20 protein-coding genes are annotated in these 23,430 nt (G+C 66.8%); 11 read left to right on the top strand and 9 right to left on the bottom strand.

The window, feature by feature from the left end:
- The first annotated feature begins 4 nt into the window (after positions 1-4).
- The 4 genes from waaF (at position 5) to PNO31109_RS19210 (ending at position 3,310) form a co-directional block, all read left to right on the top strand.
- On the top strand, positions 5-1,030 hold the full coding sequence (gene waaF, locus PNO31109_RS19195) for a lipopolysaccharide heptosyltransferase II (RefSeq protein WP_150557044.1): 1,026 nt from the start codon (positions 5-7) through the stop codon (positions 1,028-1,030).
- An 86-nt stretch (positions 1,031-1,116) separates the two neighbouring features.
- The gene (locus tag PNO31109_RS19200; protein WP_150557045.1) at positions 1,117-1,572 is read left to right on the top strand and encodes a nuclear transport factor 2 family protein; all 456 of its coding nucleotides are present in this window, start codon (positions 1,117-1,119) and stop codon (positions 1,570-1,572) included.
- Positions 1,573-1,588: 16 nt separating this feature from the next.
- Positions 1,589-2,620, top strand: coding sequence for a hydrolase (locus PNO31109_RS19205; RefSeq protein WP_150557046.1), 1,032 nt, complete (start codon positions 1,589-1,591; stop codon positions 2,618-2,620).
- A 9-nt stretch (positions 2,621-2,629) separates the two neighbouring features.
- Positions 2,630-3,310, top strand: a complete 681-nt coding sequence (locus PNO31109_RS19210) for a DUF2946 family protein (RefSeq protein ID WP_150557047.1) — start codon at positions 2,630-2,632, stop codon at positions 3,308-3,310.
- Positions 3,311-3,314: 4 nt separating this feature from the next.
- Here the strand turns inward: PNO31109_RS19210 and PNO31109_RS19215 are convergent, their stop codons facing one another.
- Together PNO31109_RS19215 and PNO31109_RS19220 are read right to left on the bottom strand one after the other, a co-directional pair.
- Entirely contained in the window at positions 3,315-4,616 is a 1,302-nt protein-coding gene (locus PNO31109_RS19215) for an MFS transporter (RefSeq protein ID WP_150557048.1), read from the bottom strand.
- A gap of 123 nt (positions 4,617-4,739) precedes the next feature.
- Positions 4,740-6,227, bottom strand: a complete 1,488-nt coding sequence (locus PNO31109_RS19220; protein ID WP_241014000.1) for a M48 family metalloprotease — start codon at positions 6,225-6,227, stop codon at positions 4,740-4,742.
- Between the two features lie 457 nt (positions 6,228-6,684).
- Here PNO31109_RS19220 and moaC point away from each other — a divergent pair, with 457 nt between their 5' ends.
- Complete coding sequence (gene moaC / locus PNO31109_RS19225) at positions 6,685-7,164, top strand: cyclic pyranopterin monophosphate synthase MoaC (protein WP_150557049.1); 480 nt, start codon at positions 6,685-6,687, stop codon at positions 7,162-7,164.
- 66 nt (positions 7,165-7,230) lie between these two features.
- Here moaC and PNO31109_RS19230 read toward each other — a convergent pair whose 3' ends face one another.
- Entirely contained in the window at positions 7,231-8,106 is an 876-nt protein-coding gene (locus PNO31109_RS19230) for an EamA family transporter (protein ID WP_150557050.1), read from the bottom strand.
- A 166-nt stretch (positions 8,107-8,272) separates the two neighbouring features.
- Here PNO31109_RS19230 and PNO31109_RS19235 point away from each other — a divergent pair, with 166 nt between their 5' ends.
- Entirely contained in the window at positions 8,273-8,788 is a 516-nt protein-coding gene (locus tag PNO31109_RS19235) for a MarR family winged helix-turn-helix transcriptional regulator (RefSeq protein ID WP_150557070.1), read from the top strand.
- A 117-nt stretch (positions 8,789-8,905) separates the two neighbouring features.
- Here PNO31109_RS19235 and PNO31109_RS19240 read toward each other — a convergent pair whose 3' ends face one another.
- Positions 8,906-10,117 carry an MFS transporter gene (locus PNO31109_RS19240; protein WP_150557051.1) on the bottom strand — a complete coding sequence of 404 codons (1,212 nt, stop codon included), beginning with the start codon at positions 10,115-10,117 and terminating at the stop codon, positions 8,906-8,908.
- Positions 10,118-10,220: 103 nt separating this feature from the next.
- On the opposite strand from PNO31109_RS19240, the gene PNO31109_RS19245 reads away from it, so the two are divergent.
- The gene (locus PNO31109_RS19245) at positions 10,221-11,165 is read left to right on the top strand and encodes a LysR substrate-binding domain-containing protein (RefSeq protein WP_150557052.1); all 945 of its coding nucleotides are present in this window, start codon (positions 10,221-10,223) and stop codon (positions 11,163-11,165) included.
- 170 nt (positions 11,166-11,335) lie between these two features.
- On the opposite strand, the gene groL is transcribed toward PNO31109_RS19245, so the two are convergent.
- The 5 genes from groL to PNO31109_RS19270 form a co-directional block, all read right to left on the bottom strand.
- The gene (gene groL, locus PNO31109_RS19250) at positions 11,336-12,982 is read right to left on the bottom strand and encodes a chaperonin GroEL (RefSeq protein ID WP_150557053.1); all 1,647 of its coding nucleotides are present in this window, start codon (positions 12,980-12,982) and stop codon (positions 11,336-11,338) included.
- A 48-nt stretch (positions 12,983-13,030) separates the two neighbouring features.
- Positions 13,031-13,321: a co-chaperone GroES gene (groES, locus tag PNO31109_RS19255; protein ID WP_150557071.1), complete on the bottom strand. Its 291-nt coding sequence runs from the start codon at positions 13,319-13,321 to the stop codon at positions 13,031-13,033.
- A gap of 301 nt (positions 13,322-13,622) precedes the next feature.
- Positions 13,623-14,258: a flavin reductase family protein gene (locus PNO31109_RS19260; RefSeq protein WP_150557054.1), complete on the bottom strand. Its 636-nt coding sequence runs from the start codon at positions 14,256-14,258 to the stop codon at positions 13,623-13,625.
- Positions 14,259-14,267: 9 nt separating this feature from the next.
- Entirely contained in the window at positions 14,268-15,143 is an 876-nt protein-coding gene (locus PNO31109_RS19265; protein ID WP_150557055.1) for a GntR family transcriptional regulator, read from the bottom strand.
- 112 nt (positions 15,144-15,255) lie between these two features.
- The gene (locus PNO31109_RS19270; RefSeq protein ID WP_150557056.1) at positions 15,256-16,233 is read right to left on the bottom strand and encodes a polysaccharide deacetylase family protein; all 978 of its coding nucleotides are present in this window, start codon (positions 16,231-16,233) and stop codon (positions 15,256-15,258) included.
- Positions 16,234-16,651: 418 nt separating this feature from the next.
- Here PNO31109_RS19270 and PNO31109_RS19275 point away from each other — a divergent pair, with 418 nt between their 5' ends.
- From PNO31109_RS19275 to PNO31109_RS19290, 4 genes are all read left to right on the top strand, one after another.
- The gene (locus PNO31109_RS19275) at positions 16,652-17,800 is read left to right on the top strand and encodes an ABC transporter substrate-binding protein (RefSeq protein ID WP_241014010.1); all 1,149 of its coding nucleotides are present in this window, start codon (positions 16,652-16,654) and stop codon (positions 17,798-17,800) included.
- Between the two features lie 140 nt (positions 17,801-17,940).
- Entirely contained in the window at positions 17,941-18,819 is an 879-nt protein-coding gene (locus PNO31109_RS19280; RefSeq protein ID WP_150557058.1) for a branched-chain amino acid ABC transporter permease, read from the top strand.
- Positions 18,816-21,443, top strand: coding sequence for a branched-chain amino acid ABC transporter ATP-binding protein/permease (locus PNO31109_RS19285; RefSeq protein WP_150557059.1), 2,628 nt, complete (start codon positions 18,816-18,818; stop codon positions 21,441-21,443). The genes PNO31109_RS19280 and PNO31109_RS19285 overlap by 4 nt, the downstream gene beginning before the upstream one ends.
- Positions 21,440-23,125: a gamma-glutamyltransferase family protein gene (locus tag PNO31109_RS19290; RefSeq protein ID WP_150557060.1), complete on the top strand. Its 1,686-nt coding sequence runs from the start codon at positions 21,440-21,442 to the stop codon at positions 23,123-23,125. The genes PNO31109_RS19285 and PNO31109_RS19290 overlap by 4 nt, the downstream gene beginning before the upstream one ends.
- Positions 23,126-23,430: the final 305 nt, after the last annotated feature.

Here is a 23,430-nt window from a genome sequence, read left to right on the forward strand (position 1 = left end):
CACGATGCATAAAGCCTTGGTGATCGCCCCCAACTGGATTGGGGACGCGCTGATGGCGCAGCCGTTGTTTACCCTGCTGAGGCGTCTGCATCCGCGTCTGACCATCGACGCGATCGCGCCCGGCTGGGTCGCCCCGGTTCTGGAGCGCATGCCGGAGATTTCGCGCGTGGTCTCGACCGACCTCGCGCACGGCAAGTTGCAGCCGCTCGAGCGTTACCGGCTCGCGAGCGTGCTCGCCGACGAGGGATACGACGCCGCCTACGTGCTGCCGAATTCGCTGAAGTCGGCGCTGATTCCGTGGCTCGCGCGCATTCCGCTGCGCATCGGCTACAAGGGCGAGCAGCGCTACGGCCTGCTCAACGTGCGCCACGCCAACCCGCGCAAGGACGAACGCCCGCCGATGGTGCGCCACTACGCGGCGCTTGCCTTCGCGCCCGGCGCGAAGCTGCCCGAGACGCTGCCCACGCCGCGCATCGAGGCCGACCTGAACGAGTCCGCCCGCGTGTACGCCCGCTTCGGGCTGGATTTGCGCGTGCCGCTCGTCGTGTTCTGTCCCGGCGCCGAGTTCGGTCCGGCCAAGCGCTGGCCGCCGGGGCATTTCGCGCAGCTCGCCCAGTTGGTTCGCCGCTCGTTCCCGTATGCGCAGATCGTCGCGCTCGGCTCGGGCAAGGATGGCGCGCTGGCCCAGCAAATCGCGGCCGACGCGCCGTTCGTGCGCAATCTTTGCGGGCAGACGTCGCTCGCCGAGGCCTGCGCCCTGCTCGCGCGCGCCAACGCCGTGGTGAGCAACGACTCGGGACTGATGCACGTCACAGCAGCGCTGCGCCGGCCGCAGATCGCGCTTTTCGGTTCGTCCGATCCGCGCCACACGCCGCCGCTGTCCGACCAGGCGCATGTCCTGTGGCTACAATTGGAGTGCAGCCCGTGTTTCGCCCGCGAATGCCCGCTCGGCCACACGCGCTGCCTCAACGAGCTGATGCCCGAGCACGTGTTCGCGAACCTGCGCAACATCCTGCTCACGCAGCGCTGAGCCGGCGCCCGCAGCGGATGACGATATGCGCGCAATCATCGCCGTCCGGCCGCAGCCCGCCCCGTAACACTCAACGGTAGATCCTCATGCCACGTTTTGTCCGTCTGTTCGACGCCGCCAGTGAAACCATCACGGCCTTTTACGACGCGCTGCGCCGGGGCCAGACGGATCGCGCCATGTCGCTGTGGGCGAACGAGGATTTCGTGAGCTACATCCGCGCCGACGGCACGCGCTGGGATGGCCTCGAGCAGATCCGCAGCGGCCTTGTCGCACAGTTCGCGCAAAGCGTCGTGCTGCTCGACTCGCTCGACACGACCGAGTACGACACGGTTGGCACGGTGGTGCATACGGCGACCGAGGCGATGCGCGTGGGCAACGAAGACGCGGGCCAGACCACCGCCCAACTCATCCACACGACGTATGTCCTCGTGCACGAGCAGGGCGACTGGCGCTTCGCGCACATCCACTCCAGCCCGTTGCCGCCGCATGCCGTCGAGCAATTCAGCCTGATGATGCACGCGCGTCCGGACGGGCTGCACTGATCGGCGCGGTGTCGCGATGACGGCCCGGCCGGCAGCATTTGTCCCTCAGGATTACCGCGCGCCGCGGTGGCTGCCCGACGGTCACAGCCAGACGATCTATCCGGCCCTGCTCGGCCGCCGTCCGCACGTGCAATTCCGGCGCGAGACCTGGGACACGCCCGACGGCGATTTCGTCGACGTGGACTGGCTCGTGGCGCCGCCGGCGGCCCACCAGGCGCCGCCAACGCCCGAAGGACTCGTCCAGACGCCGCTCGTGGTGCTCTTTCACGGGCTCGAAGGCAGTTCCGGCAGTCACTACGCGCGCACGCTCATGCGCGAAGTCGAGGCTCAGGGCTGGCGCGGCGTGATACCGCACTTTCGCAGTTGCAGCGGGCGCCTGAACCGCGCACCGCGCTTCTACCATTCGGGCGACAGCACCGAACTCGACTGGATGCTGCGGCGCCTGCGCGCCAACACGTCGGGACCGATCTTCGCCGCGGGCGTATCACTGGGCGGCAACGTGCTGTTGCGCTGGCTCGGCGAACGCGAAGGGCAAGCCGCGCAGGTCGTGAGCGCGGCCTGCGCGATCTCCGCGCCGCTCGATCTGCGCGCGGGAGGCCTCGCGCTCTCGCGCGGCTTCAACATGGTGTACACGCGCAACTTCCTGGGCACGCTCAAGAAGAAAGCGCTCGCCAAACTCGAACAGTATCCCGGGCTGTATGACCGTGAGCTGATGATGGCCGCGCGCGATCTCGGCGAATTCGATCATGTGGTGACGGCGCCGCTGCACGGCTATCACAGTGCATTCGACTACTACACACGCGCATCGAGCAAACCGATCCTGCCGGCCATCGAGGTGCCCACGCTCGTGATCAATGCGCGCAACGATCCGTTCCAGCCGGCCAATGCCCTGCCAGGCGAAGACGACGTCGGCCGCTACGTGCATTTGCTGCAGCCGGCGCACGGCGGACACGTCGGCTTCATGAGCGGAGCGTTTCCCGGCGGCCTCACCTGGATGCCGCGCACGGTCATCGACTATTTCCGCCAGTTTCTGCCGGCTGCCGTCTGAGGTGACGCTATGGATGAAATCGTTCGACAGGCCATGGCCAAATGGCCGAACGTGCCGCATTGCTACGGCTGGCTCGCGCTCGACCGGCGTGGCCAGTGGCGCATGCGAGACGACGCCGCGCAGGCCGCCGGCGCGCCCGGCGACCCGATTCGTCACGCCGCGCTGGTTGCGTTCATCGCGCGCAACTATGCCTGCGACGACGGAGGACGGTGGTACTTCCAGAACGGACCGCAACGCGTGTACGTGGCGCTCGCATATGCGCCGTTCGTCGTGCGACTGACGTGGGACGCCATGGCCCGTGGCGGACGTGGCGCGCCGGTGCTCACCGATCAGCTCGGACGCGCGTTCGCACCGCAAGCCTGCCTGCTCGACGAGGACGGAAACGTCGCGTTCGCCGGCGGGGCAAGCGAGGCGAGAGCGGCGGACGAATCAGAGGCGAATTCGAAAGCCGGCCCGACGCTCGCGCTGCTGCACGATCACGACATCGACCTGCTCACGCAGGTCTCCGATCTCGCGCAGGCATTCGAAGTGTTCGATAGCAGTGAGAGCGATGCGATCCGAGCGCGACAGTTCACGCGTATGCATTGGCGCAACGGCGACTCCCTGCCCTTCGCTTTCGTCCGCGCGGACACCTTGGCGCAGACCTATGGTTTCGAGCGGAATCCACAGATTGGCGCTCAAGGGGCGTGAGCGGTTACTCGGCGGCGTCCCGTTGCACTGGCTCAGCCGTATCGAAGGCTGCGGGATATCGATCGGAATAGAATTTTTCGACGCTACCCTCCGCATCTTTTACGCCAAGGAGTCTCCATGGCTCACTGGCGAGGCACGATGACAACACGGCAATGCTGACCAGGCCGCCATACAGCCACCATCTGCCTTCCATGGTGTGAGAAGCGTATGAAATGCCATACAGCGCGAACGACAACATACCCGCCAGTCGGGTTGTCAGCAGCGTTGCACCAGCGACTCTGACGCGCACGCGCGATGGCAGCGCGATTACGCGCCGGTCAATACCATTCATCGACAAACAAGCCCCGATGGCCCCTGCCGACATCAAGCTCGCTCCCGGCCAAACGGTGGTATCCGCGACCGTCGCCATTGCGAGGCTGACACCCAGCGCTGCCCAACCGGCAACATAGCCAGGCCTGCGTCCGAATGCGCCGGCAAGCATCGGATGAAGAATCGCAACGCCCGCGATAGATCCGATAACGAATGCAGCGATCAGCCAGCCGGCCTGCGACTCCGGTAGTCGGGCCTGCCGCACGAGTTGAGGAATGAGCACCGGCACGACCCCTGCGGTCGCGACACCCAGCAACATGTCCCAGAGCGTGAAGCATCGTTCCGCCGATAGTCGGATTTTTAAGGCGAAGCCGGCAAACGTACGATGCAGTATCGTCTTCGCGGAAATGGGCACCGGCGATTGCCTCCGATCCGGCGACGGCGGTGTCGGCAGTCTTAACAGGATGGGAAGCGCGCAACAACCGAGGACTGCCAGGCACCCCAAAGCGTATTGCCAGGTATAGAGGAGTAAAGCCGTGCCGGCCAGCAATGGTCCACAGATACGGCCGAGATTGACCACGACCCGTTTCAGTCGAAACGCCGCGAGCACGCGGACCTTTTCGACCGTCTCCGCCGGATAGACGCCAAGCAGCGGTTGCATGGACGCAAATGCGGCGACAGCAATCATGTCGTTCAGCATCCAGAAAGTCAGGCCAAGCGCTGCCCCCGCAATCGCGAGCCGCGAAATGCCGGATAGCACGATGATCGAACACGCCCAACGCATGACCTGCGCCCGCGAAAGCTGCTCGGTCCATAAAGTGGCTACTGGCAGCGCGATGACAGCACATGCGGCAAGCGCAATCTCATAGGCCACCACGCCCGTCGCGCCGAAGCGGTCAAGCAAGACGATAGGAACCACCGCGTTCCACATCCGCAAGAAGCCAATCCAACGACAGATAAGCGAGAAATAGGGGCACGTTTTGGCAGAAGCGACCACGGCCGGAAATCGGCCGTGGCAACTACGAGGTGAGAAACCAGGTCAGTGAGCAGCTACAAAATGCTCCACGCTTGCGTCAGCTATGTCGACGCCAAATTGACTCAGCAACCGCGTATGCAACGCTCATCCGAACTGCTTGTTGAAGTCCTTCTCGTCTTCCTTGTCTTCCTTGTAGCGACGCTGGAATTCGTGCAGCCGCGCGTCGATGGTCGACATTTCGTAGAAGTCCGCATCGCCGGCGTCGCGCGCGAGCTTGAGCTGGCTGACCGCCGCCATCCATTGCCCCTGCAACGCGTATTGTTCGGCGAGCGCGGAATGCTGGCGCGCCCGCTTGCCAGCCGCCGCCCAGGCCCCCGCGAGAGCGCGCCACCAGATCGGTTCGCTGCGGTAGCGCTCGACCTGCGCCTGGAGGAACTGGGTCGCCTCCGGAATGCGATGGCTTGCGACCAGCGCATCGGCGTAGGCCATGTCGGCCGCCTGCGATAACGGGAACGCCGCACGGGCCTGCCTGGCAATGCGCAGCGCCTCTTCCGGCCGGCCCGATAGACGCGCGATGTCGGAGTCCAGCACCGCCAGACTGGGTGTGCCCGGCCCCGTGCCGCCGAACGCCGACTTCGCCTTGTCCAGCGCCTCGCGTGCCGGCTCCCAGCGCCGTTGCTTGAATTCCGCGAGGGCCACCGCGTACCAGGCACCCGCTACGCTCGGCGCCGTTTGCGTGCGGATGTGAGTGCGCTGCGCTTCCGCCACGGTGGCATAGTCGCTCGCGGACTTCTGCTGCAGGACGAGCGCGCGCGCCCGCACGAACGCGAACTCCGGCGACTGCTCCGGCTGGCGGTACCCCGCGTTGCGCGAGCGATTGAGCATGTCGGCGATCCGCTCGTTGGTCAGCGGGTGGGTGCGCACGTATTCGGGCACGCCGGCTTCGTTGATGGCATCGGCGCGCTGCAGGCGCTCGAAGAACGTCGGCATCGCATACGTATCGAAGCCGGCCGCCTGCAGCAACTGGAAACCGACGCGGTCCGCCTCGCGTTCCGCGTCGCGCGAGAAGCGTAGTTGACGATCGACGGCCAGCCCCTGCCCGCCCATCGCGATGCCCATCCCGAGGTCGGAACTGCGCGCGCCGATCCCGGCGAGCAGCCCAAGCAACATGCCGCCGAGCGCGATCCACGAGTTCTGCGACTGCGCACCGAGCATTCGCGCGATGTGATGCTGCAGCACGTGCCCCGTTTCGTGACCGACGACCGACGCCAGTTCCGATTCGGTGCGCGTGGTGACGATCAGCCCCGTGTTGATGCCGATGAAGCCGCCGGGCAGCGAGAACGCGTTGATCGCCGCATCGCGCACCACGAAGAATTCGAAGCTCTGGCTCGCGTCGAGTCCGACCTTGCGTGTGGCCGACACGAGCTTGCTGCCAAGCGCGTTGACGTAATCGGAGAGCAGCAGATCGGACAGGTAGTCGGGGTCGGCGCGAATCTCGCGCATGACGCGCTCTCCGAGCTTGCGCTCCATCGCCGGCGAAAGGTCCGCGGCCGAACTCTGGCCGAGGGTTGGCAGCGACTGCGCGGCGGCCTGCGTGGGCAGCACGGCGCCGGCAAAGGTCATGGCGGTCATGATCGGCACGAGCGCCGACGCGATCACGCGTCGCCATGGGGCGGCGGCGGCAGGCGAGTGGCGGGAAAGCGAACGGGACGAGGCGCGGAACGAACGTGGCGAACGCGTCATGGGAAGAGGCGCGACATGGCGCTGGTCATTCGGAGCTGCTGCTATGATAGCAGCCGGACGCGGACGTTCCGCAGCGGGGCTTGCGGCGGCAAATGGCAATGACCGGGCAACAAGCGCTGCACCAAGCACCGGCACCGGCACCGGCACCAATTACCGGCACCAATTACCGACACCGATTACCGACACCAATTACCGACACCAATTACCGACACCAATTACCGGCGCCAAGCAGGGCAACAACGGTCAGCCGTGCGCGACGTGCCGGTGCACCGGCGGCGACACCGTCCATCGAAGCCTTGGCGCCCGCGCCTCCCGCAATCTTCCCTGCATCTCACAGTATCGACTCATGGCAGAACTCACCCACTTCGACACCGCCGGTCAGGCCCATATGGTCGACGTCGGCGGCAAAGACAGCACGCATCGCGTGGCCGTCGCGCGCGGCACTATCCAGATGAAGCCGGAAACGCTCGCGCTGGTTCGCAGCGGCACGGCGAAAAAGGGCGACGTGCTCGGCATCGCCCGCATCGCCGCCATTCAGGGCGCCAAGCGCACGGCCGATCTGATCCCGCTGTGCCATCCGCTCGCGCTCACGCGCGTGACGGTCGAGTTCCTCGTCGACGAGGGTGCTAGCGCCGTGCACTGTCGCGCACAGGTCGAAACCGTCGGCCGCACCGGCGTGGAAATGGAAGCGCTCACCGCCGTGCAGGTCGGGCTGCTCACGATCTACGACATGTGCAAGGCGGTCGATCGCGGCATGACGATGACCGACGTGCGGGTGCTGGAGAAGCACGGCGGCAAGTCGGGGGACTGGGTGGCGCAGGCCTGAGTGCCGTCTGGCCGAGTCTGGCCGAGTCTGGCCCGATCTGACGCGATCAGCGGCGGCCCGGAACGATCAGCGGGGCGACGCCGTCCACTGCACCGCCAGAATGCTCGCGAACACCATGGCGAGCCCGACGAACGCCAGACCCCGGATCGCCTGATCGAGCAACACCCAACCCAGCACCACCGCCGTCAACGGACTGAGCAGTCCCAGCGACGACACGGCCACCGGCGCCAGACGCGCGATCCCGCGAAACCATAACGCGTAGGCGAGCAGCGCCCCCGCCATCGACAGGTACAGATAACCGAGCGCCTGCCACAGCGTGAGCGAGGGCAGCGGTGGATCGAACCATATCGCCAGCGGCGCGAGCATCAGTCCACCGAGCCACAATTGCCAGCCGGTCAGCGCCAGCACTGGCATTTGCGGACGCCAGCGACGCGTGAGATAGGTGCCCGTCGCCATGCTCGCCGCGCCGGCGAGCGCCGCCAGAATGCCGATCGGCTCGAACACCGTGCCAGGCGAGAGCAGCAGCACCGCCATGCCGACGACGCCGGCCACCGCCGCCCACACCGTCGACGACAACGGACGGCGGTGCTCCACGCCCCAGGCCAGCGCCATCACCAATAGCGGCTGGATCGCCCCGACCACCGCCGCCAGCCCGCCCGGCAGCCGATACGCCGCGACGAACAGCAGCGCCTGAAATGCCCCGATGTTGAGCGCCGAGAGCACCAGCAGACGCCCCCACTCGCGGCGCACCGGCCAGCGCCGCGCATAGACCAGCAGCAACAGTCCCGACGGCAACACGCGAATGAGCGCCGCCGAAAACGGCCGGTCGGGCGGCAGCACCTGCGTGGTCACGATATAGGTCGAGCCCCAGATCATGGGCGCAAGCGCGGTGAGCAGTGCATCGGCCCAGCGCCCTCTCGAAAGGGAATCGGCGGTCGTCATGTCAATTTATCTTCAATTCAAGATAAAAACAGTTTGGTATCATTTTGCCTCGACGTCAAGATAAATGAGGCGAAGCATGGTGAACGGACCGGCGAGCAGGGCCCAGGCGCGCACGCGCGAGGCGGGCGCACGGCAGACGGCGGCTGGGGACAATGCCCTCGCGGACATGACCGGGGACGGGGCCGGGGACGGCGACGCCGTCGACGAAATTCTCGCGCAGTGGCGCCGGGAGCGTCCCGATCTGGACATTTTTCCGATGGGCATGGTCGGGCGTCTCATGCGCTGCGCGGCGCTGGTCCAGCAGCAGCTCGACCCGACGTTTGCCGAATTCGGGATGAGCGGGTGGGAGTTCGACATGCTCGCGACGCTGCGTCGCTCGGGCGCACCTTACCGGCTCGCACCGACTACCCTCTTCTCGGCGCTGATGGTGACCTCCGGCACGATGACGCACCGGTTGCAACGCCTCGAAGCGCGCGGCTGGATCACACGCGTGCCGAATCCGGAGGATGCGCGCAGCACGCTCGTCGAGCTCACGGCCGAGGGGTTCGCGTTGATCGAGCGGGCCGTGCAAGCCCACGTGGCAAACGAGCACCGGATGCTCGCGCCGCTCTCGCCGGCGCTGCTGCAACAGATCGACGCCGGCCTGAGCACCTGGTTGCAGGCGCTTGAAGCCCGACGTTGATCTGACGTCAGCCGCACGCCAGCCGGACGTTCGCCCGGCGCTGAAATCAAGCGAAGCGAATCAAGCGAAGCCGGTCAAGCGAAGCGGACAGCGTCAATGGCGACGGTGGGCGCGGCGTCAAGCCGCCGCGACGTTGCCCACGCGCTGGCGCTGCGGCCAGAAGTACCACACCGCGCCGAGCACCTGCAGCACGACGAGAATCGTCCAGGCGGTGAAATGCGCGTCGGCACTGTGCGCCGCATAAGCGCCGAGCACCGCGCCCACACCGACCTGACACAGGAAGATCAGCACGAAGATGACGAGCGTGAGCGACGTGTTCACACGTCCGATCAGCGTGCCGTGGAAGTGCTCGGCGAGCACCGCATACGAGAGGATGCCCGTACCGCCGAAGATGCCGTAAGCCGCCCAAAGCCCGACCGGCGCAATTGGGGCGCGCAGCATCAGCAGCAGCTGCACGACGACGAAGAGCACCATGCCCACGCCCGAGAACGCGAACACGCTCACCCCGCGCCGCTCCAGCGAGCGTGCGGCCGCGCCGAACACCACGCTGCCCGCCATCATCGCCAGTCCCACGACCGAAACCAGCGATGCCGCCTCGCCTGCCGACAGCCCTTGCACGTCTCGCATGAACGGCGCCATCCACAGCGACTGCATCGCATAGAACACGCCCTGCGTGATGCCCGAGAGCGAGGTCACCTTCCAGAACATTGCGCTGCCCAGCACCTGACGCACGCCGTCGAGCGCCTCGCGCAGCCCGCCCTGCGCATGCGCGCCCGTCTTCTCCGGGGCGCCGAACCACAGCGCGGCCGACATGAAGACGGTGAGTGCGGCCAGCCCGAACGACACCACGCGCCAATCCGTCATGCCGAGCAGCCAGTTGAGCGGCGTGCCGACGACCACGCCGCCCAGCCCGCCCACGGCCATCACCAGACCGTTGAGCAACGGCAGACGCGCCACCGGAAACCACTGCGCGAGCGCCTTGAACGCGCTGCCCAGACACACCGACACACCAACGCCGATGAGCAGGCGTCCCGCCATGAGCATTCCCACGCCTTGCGCCAGCCCGAACAGCGCCGCGCCGGCCGCGGCGAGCAGCAGCACGAGCGAGGCCACGCGACGCGGGCCGAACTTGTCGAGCAGCACGCCCGCCGGGAGCTGCGCGCCGGCGAAGCCCAGGAAATAGAGGCTGGTGAGCAAACCGAGATCAGCGGACGACAGGCCGAGCTCGCGCGTCATGAAAGGCGCGAAACCGATATTCACGCCGCGGTACACGTAGGAGACGAAGTATCCGCAGGCGAACAGTACAAAGATGCGAAGCGCTTTGGACATGAAGCCATACCCTGATCAATTGCCAGGGTATGGATTGTCGGCGCTTCGGCGCGCGCAGGCCAACGAAACCTTTGCGCTCGCATTGTGAGTAGAATTTGACATCATGTTCTCTCATCTGCCTCCCCTTCAATCGCTGCGTGCGCTAGAGGCGGCGGCCCGTCACCGGAGTTTTACGCGGGCGGCCGACGAATTGAATTTGACGCACAGTGCGGTCAGTCATCACATGCGCTCGCTCGAGCAGCAGCTCGGCACGGCGCTGTTTCGCCGCGTCGGCGCGCGCATGATTCCGACGAGCGTCGGCGCGCGCCTCGCGGAGCGCGTGCGCATCGGCATGTCCGAGCTCGATGAGGCATTCACCGAAGCGCGTGCCGGCACCGCGGCCGGGGGCGCGCCCGGCACCGTCAGGCTCGAAGTGAGCGTGATGACCGATCTCGCCTCGCAATGGATGATTCCGCGACTCGCGCGCTTTAGCGAGCGGCATCCGGGCATCGACCTGATGGTGCGCGTGCATGCCGACATCGCCGCGCCCGATCCGTACTCCGTGGACGTCGGCGTGTGGCACCAGCGCGTCGAGGAGACGGGGTTCGTGACGCGCAAGCTGCTCGACGACTACGTCATCGCCGTGTGTCATCCCGACCTGATCGCGCGCGTGCCGGGCTTCACCGTGGCCGACACCCCGAGGCTGCCCATGCTGCGCTTCGCGCATCGCTCGTGGCGCGACTGGCTCGTGGCCGCCGGGCTGCCACCGCATGAACCGACGCGCGGGCCGATCTTCGACGATTCGGGTCTGCTCCTGCGCGCGGCGATTGCGGGACAGGGCGTGGCCACGACGCGCAGCCTGCTGGTTCGCGACACGCTGGCGAGCGGCGAGCTCGTGCAGGTCGGCGACATCCGCATTCCGCCCAGTCTCGAATATCACGTGAGCTGGCGGGAGAATCATCCGCGCGAGCGCGCCATTCATGCGTTCTGGCAATGGATGCAGGATGAAATCGCCGCGACGGCGCCCCTGGGGCCGCCGTCGGTACGCGCGGGCGAGCGCCCCGCGTGAGACGCGCGATGCCGATGCACCGCGCAAAAAAAAGCGGCAACGAATTCCGAAGAACTCGTTGCCGCGGTTGGCGCGGGCTTCGTCGGCGATGCGACGTGCCGTGAAGCCCGGCGACCGGCAGGCGAAGCGTCCCGGATCGCCCGGGCCGCTCCTGCAGTCTCGTGCGAGACTTACATGCCCATGCCCATGCCGCCCATACCGCCCATGTCACCCATGCCGCCAGGCATCGGGGCATCTTCCTTCGGCAGTTCGGCCACGGCGCAGTCCGTCGTGAGCAGCAGGCCCGAGACCGAAGCCGCGTTTTGCAGCGCCGTGCGGGTCACCTTGGTCGGGTCGACAACGCCCATTTCGACCAGATCGCCGTACTCGCCCGTCGCGGCGTTGTAGCCGAAGTTGCCCTTGCCTTCCACGACCTTGGCCACGACCACGCTGGCTTCCTCGCCACCGTTGGCGACGATCTGGCGCAGCGGCTCTTCCATGGCGCGCAGCACGATCTTGATACCGGCGTCCTGGTCAGGGTTGTCGCCCTTGAGACCCGAGACGGCCACGCGAGCACGCAGCAGTGCCACACCACCGCCCGGGACGATGCCTTCTTCCACGGCAGCGCGGGTAGCGTGCAGCGCGTCTTCCACGCGAGCCTTCTTTTCCTTCATTTCGACTTCGGTCGCGGCACCGACCTTGATCACCGCAACGCCGCCGGCCAGCTTGGCCACGCGCTCTTGCAGCTTTTCACGGTCGTAGTCGCTCGTGGCTTCTTCGATCTGGGCGCGGATTTGCTTGACGCGCGCTTCGATGTTCGCAGCCTCGCCGGCACCGTCGATGATGATGGTGTTTTCCTTGCCGATCTCGACGCGCTTGGCCTGACCCAGCTCGTTGAGCGTGGCCTTCTCCAGCGTCAGGCCGATTTCTTCGGCGATGACCTGGCCGCCCGTCAGGATGGCGATGTCTTCCAGCATGGCCTTGCGGCGGTCGCCGAAGCCCGGTGCCTTGACGGCGCAGGTCTTGAGGATGCCGCGGATGTTGTTGACCACCAGCGTTGCCAGGGCTTCGCCCTCGACGTCTTCGGCGATGATCAGCAGCGGACGGCCAGCCTTGGCGACTTGCTCGAGCACCGGCAGCAGGTCACGGATGTTCGAGACCTTCTTGTCGAACAGCAGAACGTAAGGGTTCTCCAGAACGGCGACTTGCTTTTCCGGGGTGTTGATGAAGTACGGCGACAGGTAGCCGCGGTCGAACTGCATACCTTCGACGACGTCGAGTTCGTCTTGCAGCGACTTGCCGTCTTCGACGGTGATCACGCCTTCCTTGCCGACCTTGTCCATCGCCTTGGCGATGTAGTCGCCGATCGACGTGTCGCTGTTGGCCGAGATCGAGCCGACCTGCGCGATTTCCTTGTTGGTCGTGCACGGCTTGCTGATCTTGCGCAGTTCCTCGATGGCAGCGGCGACAGCCTTGTCGATGCCGCGCTTGAGGTCCATCGGGTTCATGCCCGAGGCCACGTACTTCATGCCTTCGCGGACGATCGACTGAGCCAGCACCGTAGCGGTGGTGGTGCCGTCACCGGCGTTGTCGCTGGTCTTGGAAGCCACTTCCTTGACCATTTGCGCGCCCATGTTCTGGAGCTTGTCCTTCAGTTCGATTTCCTTGGCGACCGACACACCGTCCTTCGTCACGGTCGGGCCGCCGAAGCTGCGCTCGAGCACCACGTTGCGACCCTTCGGGCCCAGGGTCACCTTGACGGCGTTAGCGAGGATGTTGACACCCTCGACCATCTTGGCACGAGCGGAATCGCCGAAAACGACTTCTTTAGCTGCCATTGCATTAACTCCTTGAATGCTTTACGTAGATGTCTGTGGGGGACAGACTTACTTGGCCACCACGGCCATGATGTCTTCTTCACGCATGACCAGCAGTTCCTGGCCATCGACCTTGACGGTCTGGCCGGCGTACTTGCCGAACAGAACGCGGTCGCCCACCTTCACGTCGAGTGCGATCGACTTGCCTTGATCGTCTTTCTTGCCCGGGCCGACGGCCAGGATTTCGCCCTGATCCGGCTTTTCAGCTGCGGCGTCCGGGATCACGATGCCCGATGCGGTCTTCGTTTCGTTGTCCAGGCGCTTGACAATAACGCGGTCATGCAAGGGACGAAGGTTCATTACAAGCTCCTCATTTCTCTCTGTGAGATCGTGAAAACTTGAATATGCAACTGTTTGCATATTCGGTGAATTCATGGCGTTAGCACTCTGCGCCAACGAGTGCTAATTATAGGGACGGGGTTTTACGATTTCAAGACTCGGGGTTTTCCCGGAGATGCGTCGAGATTCGCCGAGACGCGGCGCGTGGGCGCACGCGGTGACGGACGACCGGACAGGCCCTCTCGTACATGGCGGTGGCGCCCGCCCCGGGGCGCGTTGCCGCCCACGTCGCAGGGCGGCGTCACGTCGGCGACATCGCCGCCTACATCTCGTCGACGGCCGTCGTGGCGGTGGGCTCACCGTCTCGCTGCTCCAGCGAGAAGCGGTTGCGCGTATCGACGTAGAAGCTCGCGCCGAAACGCCCTACGGGGAAATAGTTCTGCAACCGCACGCGCCAGGTCTCGGTATCGATCAGATCGTCGCGCGCATGCATGCGCTCGACACGCCCGATGAAGATGTGGCGGCTCGGCGTCTCGAGCGTCTCCCATAACGTGCATTCGAACGCGACGGGCGCCTCGGCGATCCGGGGTGGCGCAACGAGGCTGCTCGGCGTCGGCGTGAGCCTCGCGTGGGCGAGCTCGCTCTCGGTCGGCGGCAGGCGCTCGCCGCACGCGTGCATGCGCGCGGTCATCGCCTCGTCGCTCAGATGCACGACATATTCCCGGTCGCGCAGAATATTCGTTGCGGTGTCCTTGAGCGAGTCGTCGTCGCGCCGGTTGATGGAGAGCATCACAATCGGCGGCTCCTCACCGAGCATGTTGAACATCGAGAACGGCGCGGCGTTGACGGTGCCGCCATGGTTGATCGTCGTGACGAGCGCAATCGGGCGCGGCACGATCAGGCTCGCCATCAGCTTGTAGCGCTGATACGCGGTGATTTCGCGAAAGTCGATTTCCATGCGAAGTCCTCAGGCCCGGGCAATGCGTTTGGCCGGGCTCAGGGGCGGCACGTCGTCCGCGAGCGCGGGGACCGGTAAGCCGAGCAGCGAGGCCAGACTCTTCTGCCCGCGCATTCGGGTCGTCTCGATGCGGCGCTCGAGTTCTTCGAGATGCGAGTGCATGCGGGCGATGGCACCGGCGGCGTCGCGTTGCTCGATACAGGCCACGATCGCCGCGTGCTCCTCATGTTCGCACGGCGCATAGCCGGGCGGCTCGTACAGTCCGACGATGAGCGAGCACCGCGAAATCAGCTCGGTGAGGTAACGCAGCAGCACGGCGTTACCGGCAAGCGCCGCCACGCGCAAATGGAAGTCGCTCGCCAGCCGCGCCCACGACGGTTGGTCGAAGCGGTGCATCGCTTCGTGCTCGGCGCCCAGTTGGCGGCGCAGCATGGCAAGGTCGTCGTCGGTCACGCGCGACACGGCAAGCGCCACCAGCGAACGCTCCAGCGCGCGACGCGCTTCGAATATCTCGCGCGTTTCTTCCGGCGTCGGCTCGGCGATCACCGCCCCCCGGTTCGGCCTGAGCGTGACGATGCCGTCGTGCGCCAGGCGCTCGAGCACGCGCCGCACGAGCGCGCGTCCCACGTCGAACAATTGGCACAGCTCGGGCTCCGGAAGCTTCGTGCCGGGGGTGAGCCGATGCGCGAGCACCCCATCGACGATAGTGCGATAGATATGCGTTTCGACGCGGGTCTCGGCGCTCTGATCGTCGTCGTTTGCCACGGGCGAATGCAGGGCGAGGAGACGGGATTCGGTCGCGCCTGCGTCGGACCCCGCCCCGCTGGCGCTGGCGGCATTGGTGGCGTGGCGGCGCGCACGCGCGACGGGCTTGTCTGCTGGCATGGCTGGCGAATGCGGCAAAGGTGAAATAGACGGCGAAGGCAATAGAGTCGACGCTCCGGCCCCCGAGTGCTCGGCGCAATCCGGGCAATATGGCTTGAGCGGCATGATGCGCTCATCCCATGACGGCGTGAGGATCGGCCTCGCTCACCGACGCCACGTGCGCGGCGATATCGCCCGGCGTCGCGATCCAGATCTCGCCGCGCCGCGCCGCGCCCGCGATGGGCATGAGCGCACGCCGCAGATGCCGGAGACGATATGGCTGTCCGACCAGGTACGGATGCAGCGCAATACCCATCACGAGCGGCTGGCCCCGCGTCGGATGCTCGGCTTGCGCGTACATCTCGTCGAAGTTGTCGGCAATCATGTCGGCGAACGCGGCGCCGTCCATCTGACGTCCGACAATCATGGGGATGTCGTTCAATTCCTGCGGATAAGGCACCGACCACAGCGTGCCGTGCGCCGTGCGCATGCGCACCGGGCGGTCGTCGTGGCACCAGTTCAGCGTGTATCGGTAGCCGGTGCGCACGAGCAGGTCCGGTGTGTGATGCGTCTCCGAGATCCACGGCGAGAGCCATCCCGAGGGCGTGTAGCCGGTCACCTCGGTCATGCGCGAACGGCAATGCGCCAGCAGGTCACGCTCGTGCGCGTACTCGAAATCGCTCTGCCGATGCGCGTTGGTGTGACCGTGTCCGATCAATTCGTCTGCGCGCGCGACGCACGCCTGCACGAGTTCGGGACAGTGATCGAGCAGCGACGTATTGAGCATGACACCGGCCGGCATGGCGAGTTCGTCGAACAGATCGAGACAGCGCCACGCACCGACGCGGTTGCCGTATTCGCGCCAGCTGTAGTTCAGTACGTCCGGCTGCGGCGAGGCGGGGCCGAGGTTTGCGCCCAGCCCTTCTCCAAAGGCGAAATGCTCCAGATTGAAGCCGAGATAGACGGCCAGCCGCGCGCCGTTGGGCCAGCGGTACGTGTCGCGCGCCGTGATCGGCAGGTAGTCGAAGCGGCCGTGCGAGCGAAGCGCGCCGAAGCGGGCGTCTTCGGTGGCGCGGGCCTCGGGTTCCGGCAGAGGAAGTGTCAGGGTCATCGTGTGTCGTCTTGAAACATTCGCGCACCGCCCCAGTGCGGGCGCGTTCCGAATTGGCGCCAAGTGCGTCGTCAACGAACGCCATGACCAATCGTTCGCAATTTCGATGCCAGATCGTCGACACGTTGCCGTTCATATTGCGCGACGCGATTCCTTCGAAATGTCGACGAGGTGGCATGCCTCTTGCGTAAGGCGAGGACATCGCGGGCTGTGCCCGACGCCGGGACGCGCTGCCGTCCTTCCCGATTCGCTTTCGATTGGCTTCCGACACATCGCCCCCGGTGTGTCTTCACGGAGATTGCTCATGCCCGCCTCTGCACGTCACAACGCCTTCTGCACGACTGCCCCGACCTCGCTGTGCGCCCCGTCCCGCCGTCGCTGGCTTCGCGCCGGGGCTGCCGCCCTGGCCGCCGCCGGCATGTTCGCGAGCGTATCGGGCTACGCGGCGGACACGGTCAGGATCGGGCTGGTCACGGCGCTCTCCGGACAGTCGGCACGCGCGGGCGAAGCCCTCACGCGCGGCATGACCATCGCCATCGACGAGATCAACGCCAGCGGCGGCGTACTCGGCGGGCGCAAGCTGGAACTGGTGCGGCGCGACGACGAAGGCAACCCCGCCAAGGGCGTGCTCGCCGCGCGCGAGCTCATCTACAAGGACAAAGTGGCGGTGCTCTTCGGGGGGCTGGATACGCCGGTCTCCATGGCCATCGTGCCCATTGCCAATCAGGAGAAGGTGCCGTTCATGGGGCCGTGGGCTGCGGGCACACCGATTACCCACAACGGCGCCAGTCCCAACTATGTGTTCCGCGTGTCGGCCGTCGACGAAATCGTGGACGGGGCGATGGTGAACTACGCGCAGCAGAATTTCGGTGCGAAAAAGCTCGGCCTGATTCTCGTGAACAACCCGTGGGGCGAGTCGAACGAGAAAGGCATCGTCGCCGCGCTGGCGGCCAAGGGCATGAAGCCGGCCGCCGTCGAGAAGTTCGAGGCGAACGACGTGGATGTCACGCCGCAACTCGGACGCCTGAAGGCCGCCGGCGCCGACACCCTGCTGATGGTGGGCAACGTGGGGCCGTCGGCACAGGTGGTGAAGTCGCTCGACCGCATGGGCTGGAAGGTCCCCATCGTCTCGCACTGGGGTCCGGCGGGCGGCCGCTTCACAGAGCTGGCCGGCCCGAACGCGAAGACCGTGCATTTCGTGCAGACGTATAGCTTCTTCGGGGCCACGTCGCCGGTCAGCGCGCGTGTCGTTGCGGCGCTCAAGGCCAAATACCCGGACGTCAAGGGACCGGACGACATCACGCCGGCAGTCGGCGTCGCCAACGCATACGACGCCATGCGCCTTACCGCGCTTGCCATCGACCGTGCCGGTTCGACCAACGGCGATGCGATCCGCGCCGGCTTCTACAGGATCGACCGCTACGAGGGCCTCATCAAGACGTATGTGAAGCCGTTCAGCGAGCAGCAGCACGACGCCCTGTCGGCACAGGACTACGTGTGGGCGCAGTTCATCGACAACCGCATCGTGCCGGTCGCGCAGGCGGGCGCGAAGGTCGCGGCGAAGTGAGTCGCCGAAGCGGGTCATCGAAGTCAGTCTTATCCCGCAGCCGAACGCCTCTGTCCGATCGACCTTGATCGACGGGGCGGATCGGGCGGACACACCGGCAATGAACGGGCGCTGCCGCGCGGCGTCCCGGAGGATATCTCATGCAATGGATCTCGGCGCTTGTCGCCGGCCTGGGGCTCGGCAGCATGTACGGCCTCATGGCACTCGGCTTTCATCTGACTTTCGCCGTGAGCGCGACAGTCAATTTCGCGCAAGGCAGCTCGATGATGCTCGGCGCCGTACTCGCGTACACCTTCGCGCAGACGCTCGGGTGGCCGATGCCGCTGGCCATCGCTGCGGCGCTCGCGCTTTGCGCCGTCTACGGGCTGGTGGTCGAGCGGCTCGCCGTGCAGCCATTCGTGCAGCGCGGCTCGAGCGCGTGGCTCATGGCGACGGTGGCACTGGGCATCGTGCTCGATAACCTCGTGATGCTGACGTTCGGCACGGAGCCGCGCAGCTTGCCGTCGCCGCTCGCGCAAAGCGCGCTGCAAATCGGCGACGCCGGCCTGGGCGTCTACCCGCTGCAATTGCTGATTCCGGTGGTGGGGCTGGCGCTCGCCGCGTTGCTGCATTACGTGTTGCGCCGCTCGCGCTGGGGCGTGGCCATGCTCGCGGTGGTGCAGAACCGTGACGCCGCGCGGCTCATGGGCATTCCCATCCAGCGCACCATCGCAGGCGCCTTTGCAGTCTCGACGCTGCTCGCCGGCATTGCCGGCGTGCTGATCGCACCGCTGTTCAACGTGCAGGCCGATATGGGCACGGTGTTCGGCCTCAAGGCGTTCGCCGTGGCGATTCTCGGCGGCCTGTCCAGTGCATGGGGCGTGATGATCGCCGGTCTGCTGTTCGGCGTGACCGAAGCGATGATCACCGCGACGCTCGGATCGGGCTACACCCAGATCATTACGTTCGGTCTGGTCATCGTGCTGCTCGCGATGCGCCCGGACGGCATGTTCGGCCGCGCGGAGGTGCGCAAGGTATGAGCGATTCTTCTTTGCGACTGGCCTCGCGCTCCCCCCGGTCGTCGACACGCGCCGCTCGTCGCACCGCACGCAACGGTCTCGCCCTCACCGCGCTGCTCGCCGTCGCGTTGCTGGCGATGGCCGGCGCCGCGTGCGTGGTAAACGGCTACTTCGTGGTGGTGATCGCCGGCGTGGCGCTGCTGGCTGTGTGCGGCGTGGGTCTCAATCTTCTGCTGGGGCTCACGGGGCAGGTTTCGTTCGGCCACGTCGGTTTCTATGCGATCGGCGCCTACGCCGTGGCGATTCTCACGACACGGGCCGGCTGGCCGTTCTGGCCTGCATGGCTCGCCGGCGGCGCGCTCGCCGCTGCCACCGGGGCCTTGCTGGCCTTGCCTGCGCTTCGCGTGCGCGGTCCCGGTCTGGCGATGGTGACGATCGCCTTCGGCTTCATCGTCGAGCACGGTGCAGTCGAATGGCGTGGCCTGACGGGCGGCCAGAATGGCCTGATGGGCGTGATGCCGCCGGGCGTGTTCGGCATGGCAGGCAGCGAGCGGGTCGTGGCCGTGGCAGCACTGACCGTGCTCGCCGTGGCGCTGCTGGTCTATGCGCGCATCTCTCGCGGCGCGTGGGGCGCCGCCATGCGGGCGGTGCGCGACAGCGAAACGGCGGCAGCATCGATCGGCGTCGACCCGCTGATCGTCAAGACGGTGGCATTCGCGTTCTCAGCGTCACTCGCCGGCCTGGCCGGCGGCTTGTTCGCGCCGTTGCAGGGCATGGTCACGCCGGGCATGTTCTCGTTCCTCCAGTCGATTCTGTTCGTGCTGGTCGTGATGATTGGCGGGGCGGGCACGATCGCCGGGCCGCTGGTCGGCGCCGTGATCGTGGGGCTGCTGCCCGAATTTCTTGCCAGTCTCGAAAACCTGCGCCTGCTGTGCTTCGGGGTGTTGCTGCTGGCCGTGTTGTGGGGCGCGCCCAATGGCGTGGTTGGCGTGATCGGACAATGGTGGAAGGCGCGGGGGCGTGGCGTGCCGCACGACGCCAGCGCGGAAGCGGGCACCACGGCAACCACGGACGCCGCGCTGACGTTGCCCGCGCTCGCGCCGTCACAACGCAAAGGACTCGCCGCGCACGCCCTGGCGATGACCTTCGGTGGCGTGAAAGCCGTGGCGGATCTTTCGTTCGAGTTGCCGCCGGCGCGGGTGACGAGCCTGATCGGCCCGAACGGCGCCGGCAAATCGACCGTCCTCAATATGCTCTCGGGCTTCTACCGGCCGCTCTCGGGCACCCGCTCGCTGGGCGCCGCCGACCTTCCCGCAAGAGGCGCTTGCGACAGCGCGCGGCGCGGCGTGGCGCGCACCTATCAGACGTCCCAGCTGTTCGGTGGCATGAGCGTGCTCGATAACGTGACGCTCGCGCTGAGTGCGGGCCGCCTCGGCGGACTGCTCGGCATCTCCCGCATGCAAGGCGCGGCGCAGCGTGATGAGGCGCTGGCGTTGCTGCGCTCGTGCGGCTATCGCGGCGACGTCGATCTGATGGCGGCCGATCTCGCGCACGTCGACCGCCGTCTCGTAGAGATCGCTCGGGCGTTGGCGACCCGCCCCAGCGTCTTGCTGCTCGACGAGCCGGCCGCCGGTCTTTCGACGCGGGACAAGGCGCAGTTGGGCAAGCTGTTGCGGCAGATCGCCGACAGTGGCGTGGCGGTGGGCCTCGTCGAGCACGATATGTCGCTCGTGATGGGCGTGTCGGATGGCATCGTCGTGATCGACGCGGGCCGCTTTCTCGCGCATGGCACCCCCGCCGCGATCCGCCACGACGAGCGCGTGCGGCAGGCCTATCTTGGGGTGTCCGCGGCGCAGGTGGGGACGCAGGCGGGAGCGCAAGTGCGGCGTGCGGCGTCCGCGGCGTCCGAGGTGCTCGGGGTTGGCAAGCTCACGGCCGGCTACGGCGCAGCGCCGGTGCTGCATGACATCTCGATTCAGGTGCGCGACGGGGAACTCGTCGCATTGCTCGGCGCCAACGGCGCGGGCAAATCGACGCTCATGCGCTCGCTCGCGGGGCTGCATCGACCGGTGAGCGGCGGCATCACGTTCGATGGGCACGACCTGTCGCGTCTGGACGCCGCCAGGATCGCCGCATTGGGTGTCGTGCTCGTGCCCGAGGGACGTCAGGTATTTCCCGAGCTTTCGGTGCTCGATAACCTGCGGCTTGGCGCTTTTCCCTGCGGGCGGTTGCCGCGCGCCACGCTCGATGCCCGCGTCGAACAGATGTTTGCGCGCTACCCCCGCCTGCGAGAGCGTCAGCATCAGCGCGCCGGCCTGCTCTCCGGCGGCGAGCAGCAGATGCTGGCGATCGCGCGGGCGTTGATGTCGGCGCCCCGGGTCCTGTTGCTCGACGAACCGTCGTTGGGGCTGGCGCCGAAGGTCATCGCCGAGTTGTTCGCGTCGCTCGATGCATTGCGTCGCGAATCGCTCTCGATGCTGCTCGTCGATCAGATGGCCGCCATGGCACTGTCGATTGCCGAGCGCGGCTACGTGCTCGAGGAGGGGCGCGTGACGGTGAGCGGGTCGGCGAGCGAGCTCGCGGGTGACGCACGCCTTGCGGCCGCCTATCTCGGCGGCGCGCACGAGGCGGGAGCGGCGGCATGACGGCGCGTGACGGGGCGGGAGGAGTGAACGGCCCGGTGAATGATCCGGTGAAGGGAACGGTAAATGGCGCTCGGCCTGCATCCGCGAGCGGACGCGCCGGTCTGGTGACGAGCCCGCACGGGCTGGCCAGCGCCGCGGGGCGCGATGTGCTGCGCCAGGGCGGCAACGCCATCGAAGCCGCCATCGCGATCGCGGCGGTGTTGTGCGTAACGATGCCGCACTTCACTGGCCTGGGCGGTGACGGCTTCTGGCTGCTGGCCGACGGAGCGTCCGGCGACGCGGCACCGCTCGCCATCTCCGGCATTGGGCAGGCAGCACGAGACCTGCCGCCGGGGCTGTCCAATGGCGATCCCATTCCCGTGCGAGGGCCGGCTTGCGCGCTGACGTCGGCCGCCACGGTCGCCGCGTGGGAGGCCGCGTACCGGGTGAGTCGCGAGCAGTGGGGCGGCACCCTGTCGTGGGCGTCGTTGTTGGCCCCGGCCATCGCCGCCGCCGACGACGGTTTCGCGACGAGCCGCTCGCAGGATTTCTGGTACACGTATCGCGCGGCCGAGATGGTCGACGCGTCGATCTGGCATGGCTTCGCACGGACGTTTCTGCCGGAGGGCCGCGCGCCCGCCGCCGGGGAGCGGTTCCGACAACCGGCACTGGCGTGTACGCTACGGCGGCTGTCCGATGGCGGGCCACGCGAATTCTATGAAGGCGAACTGGCCGCGCGGATCGCGCGCGGAATGCAGTCGGCCGGCTCGCCACTGACTCGCGAAGACCTTGCCGCAACGCGTGTGCATGTGTCGCCCGCGCTGACGATGCCCTATGCCGGCGGCTTGCTGGCGACGTTGCCGCCGCCGACACAAGGGGTAACCACGCTGCAAATCATGGGCATTCTCGCCCGCAAGGGGCTCGGAGATTGCGCGCACGGTAGTGCAACGTACTACCACCGGCTGGTCGAGGCGGTCAAACAGGCGTTCATCGATCGCGACCGCTACGTCGCGGACCCGGAGTTCGCGGACGTGCCCGTGACGACCATGTTGTCGGACGCCCGGCTCCGCGCGGCCGCATCGCGCATCGACGACGGTGCGGCGCTCGCGTGGCCGCATCGTTTTCGCGAGGGCGACACGGTCTACTTCGCGGCGACGGACGCCGCCGGTCGCGCCGTCAGCGTATTGCAAACGATTTATTTCGACTGGGGCAGTGGCGTGATGGCGGGAGACACCGGTGTGCTGTGGCACAACCGGGGCGCGGCGTTTCACCCCGCAGGCAGTGCGCATCCGAACGCGCTCATGCCCGGCAAGCGGCCATTTCACACCCTCAATCCGGGCATGTACCTTCAGGGCGGCCGGCCGCGTTTGCTCTACGGCACTCAGGGCGCTGACGGCCAGCCCCAGACACTGAGCGCGCTGCTCACGCGCCTGATCGACTACGGGATGGCCCCGCACGAGGCGTTATCGCATCCCCGCTTCCTGCTCGGCCGAACATTCTCCGACAGCCGGGACAATCTCAAACTGGAAAGCGATGCCGGGCCAGCCGTGTTCGCGGCACTGGCCGAACTCGGCCATGCCGTGGCGCCCTTGCCGGGCCATAGTCCGCTCGCGGGTCAGGCCGGTGTTATCGCCATTGCAAACGACGGTCTCGCAACAGGGGCTCACGATCCGCGCAGCGATGGGGCGGCGATGGCGGTGTAGCGTCCGCGCGCACCCCTGGGCCACGCGAGCGGCCCGCCCCACGGAGCCGGTACAATCGGGGGCAAATAGCTCAGGCCACCATTTGCGATGACGTCTGCTTCACCTGTCCGATTCCTGTCGTCCCCCCTCTTGTCCACGCCCTCGCCAACCCCCTCATCCACGCCCTCGTCCGCCATTTCGGGGCGCTCCGTTTCGCCTTGCCGTCGGGTATGGAGCCTCGCCGCGCTCGCCACGCTCGCCGCAGCACTCGCTGGCTGCGCCGGCCCTCGGCCGGGCGCCACGTCGCCCGCCGCGAGCGCGCCGGT

Origin of the sequence: Pandoraea nosoerga (assembly GCF_902459585.1) — a bacterium.
GTDB classification, from domain to species: Bacteria; Pseudomonadota; Gammaproteobacteria; order Burkholderiales; family Burkholderiaceae; genus Pandoraea; species Pandoraea nosoerga.

Excerpts from the sequence above, each read along its gene's own strand:
- PNO31109_RS19275 (WP_241014010.1), top strand. The coding sequence starts at position 16,652 with ATGTTCGCGAGCGTATCGGGCTACGCGGCGGACACGGTCAGGATCGGG.
- PNO31109_RS19265 (WP_150557055.1), bottom strand. The coding sequence starts at position 15,143 with ATGCCAGCAGACAAGCCCGTCGCGCGTGCGCGCCGCCACGCCACCAAT.
- moaC (WP_150557049.1), top strand. The coding sequence starts at position 6,685 with ATGGCAGAACTCACCCACTTCGACACCGCCGGTCAGGCCCATATGGTC.
- PNO31109_RS19220 (WP_241014000.1), bottom strand. The coding sequence starts at position 6,227 with ATGACCGCCATGACCTTTGCCGGCGCCGTGCTGCCCACGCAGGCCGCC.
- PNO31109_RS19230 (WP_150557050.1), bottom strand. The coding sequence starts at position 8,106 with ATGACGACCGCCGATTCCCTTTCGAGAGGGCGCTGGGCCGATGCACTG.
- PNO31109_RS19200 (WP_150557045.1), top strand. The coding sequence starts at position 1,117 with ATGCCACGTTTTGTCCGTCTGTTCGACGCCGCCAGTGAAACCATCACG.
- PNO31109_RS19235 (WP_150557070.1), top strand. The coding sequence starts at position 8,273 with ATGACCGGGGACGGGGCCGGGGACGGCGACGCCGTCGACGAAATTCTC.
- PNO31109_RS19210 (WP_150557047.1), top strand. The coding sequence starts at position 2,630 with ATGGATGAAATCGTTCGACAGGCCATGGCCAAATGGCCGAACGTGCCG.
- PNO31109_RS19260 (WP_150557054.1), bottom strand. The coding sequence starts at position 14,258 with ATGGAAATCGACTTTCGCGAAATCACCGCGTATCAGCGCTACAAGCTG.
- PNO31109_RS19270 (WP_150557056.1), bottom strand. The coding sequence starts at position 16,233 with ATGACCCTGACACTTCCTCTGCCGGAACCCGAGGCCCGCGCCACCGAA.
- waaF (WP_150557044.1), top strand. The coding sequence starts at position 5 with ATGCATAAAGCCTTGGTGATCGCCCCCAACTGGATTGGGGACGCGCTG.
- PNO31109_RS19290 (WP_150557060.1), top strand. The coding sequence starts at position 21,440 with ATGACGGCGCGTGACGGGGCGGGAGGAGTGAACGGCCCGGTGAATGAT.
- PNO31109_RS19285 (WP_150557059.1), top strand. The coding sequence starts at position 18,816 with ATGAGCGATTCTTCTTTGCGACTGGCCTCGCGCTCCCCCCGGTCGTCG.
- groES (WP_150557071.1), bottom strand. The coding sequence starts at position 13,321 with ATGAACCTTCGTCCCTTGCATGACCGCGTTATTGTCAAGCGCCTGGAC.
- PNO31109_RS19240 (WP_150557051.1), bottom strand. The coding sequence starts at position 10,117 with ATGTCCAAAGCGCTTCGCATCTTTGTACTGTTCGCCTGCGGATACTTC.
- PNO31109_RS19280 (WP_150557058.1), top strand. The coding sequence starts at position 17,941 with ATGCAATGGATCTCGGCGCTTGTCGCCGGCCTGGGGCTCGGCAGCATG.
- groL (WP_150557053.1), bottom strand. The coding sequence starts at position 12,982 with ATGGCAGCTAAAGAAGTCGTTTTCGGCGATTCCGCTCGTGCCAAGATG.
- PNO31109_RS19205 (WP_150557046.1), top strand. The coding sequence starts at position 1,589 with ATGACGGCCCGGCCGGCAGCATTTGTCCCTCAGGATTACCGCGCGCCG.
- PNO31109_RS19245 (WP_150557052.1), top strand. The coding sequence starts at position 10,221 with ATGTTCTCTCATCTGCCTCCCCTTCAATCGCTGCGTGCGCTAGAGGCG.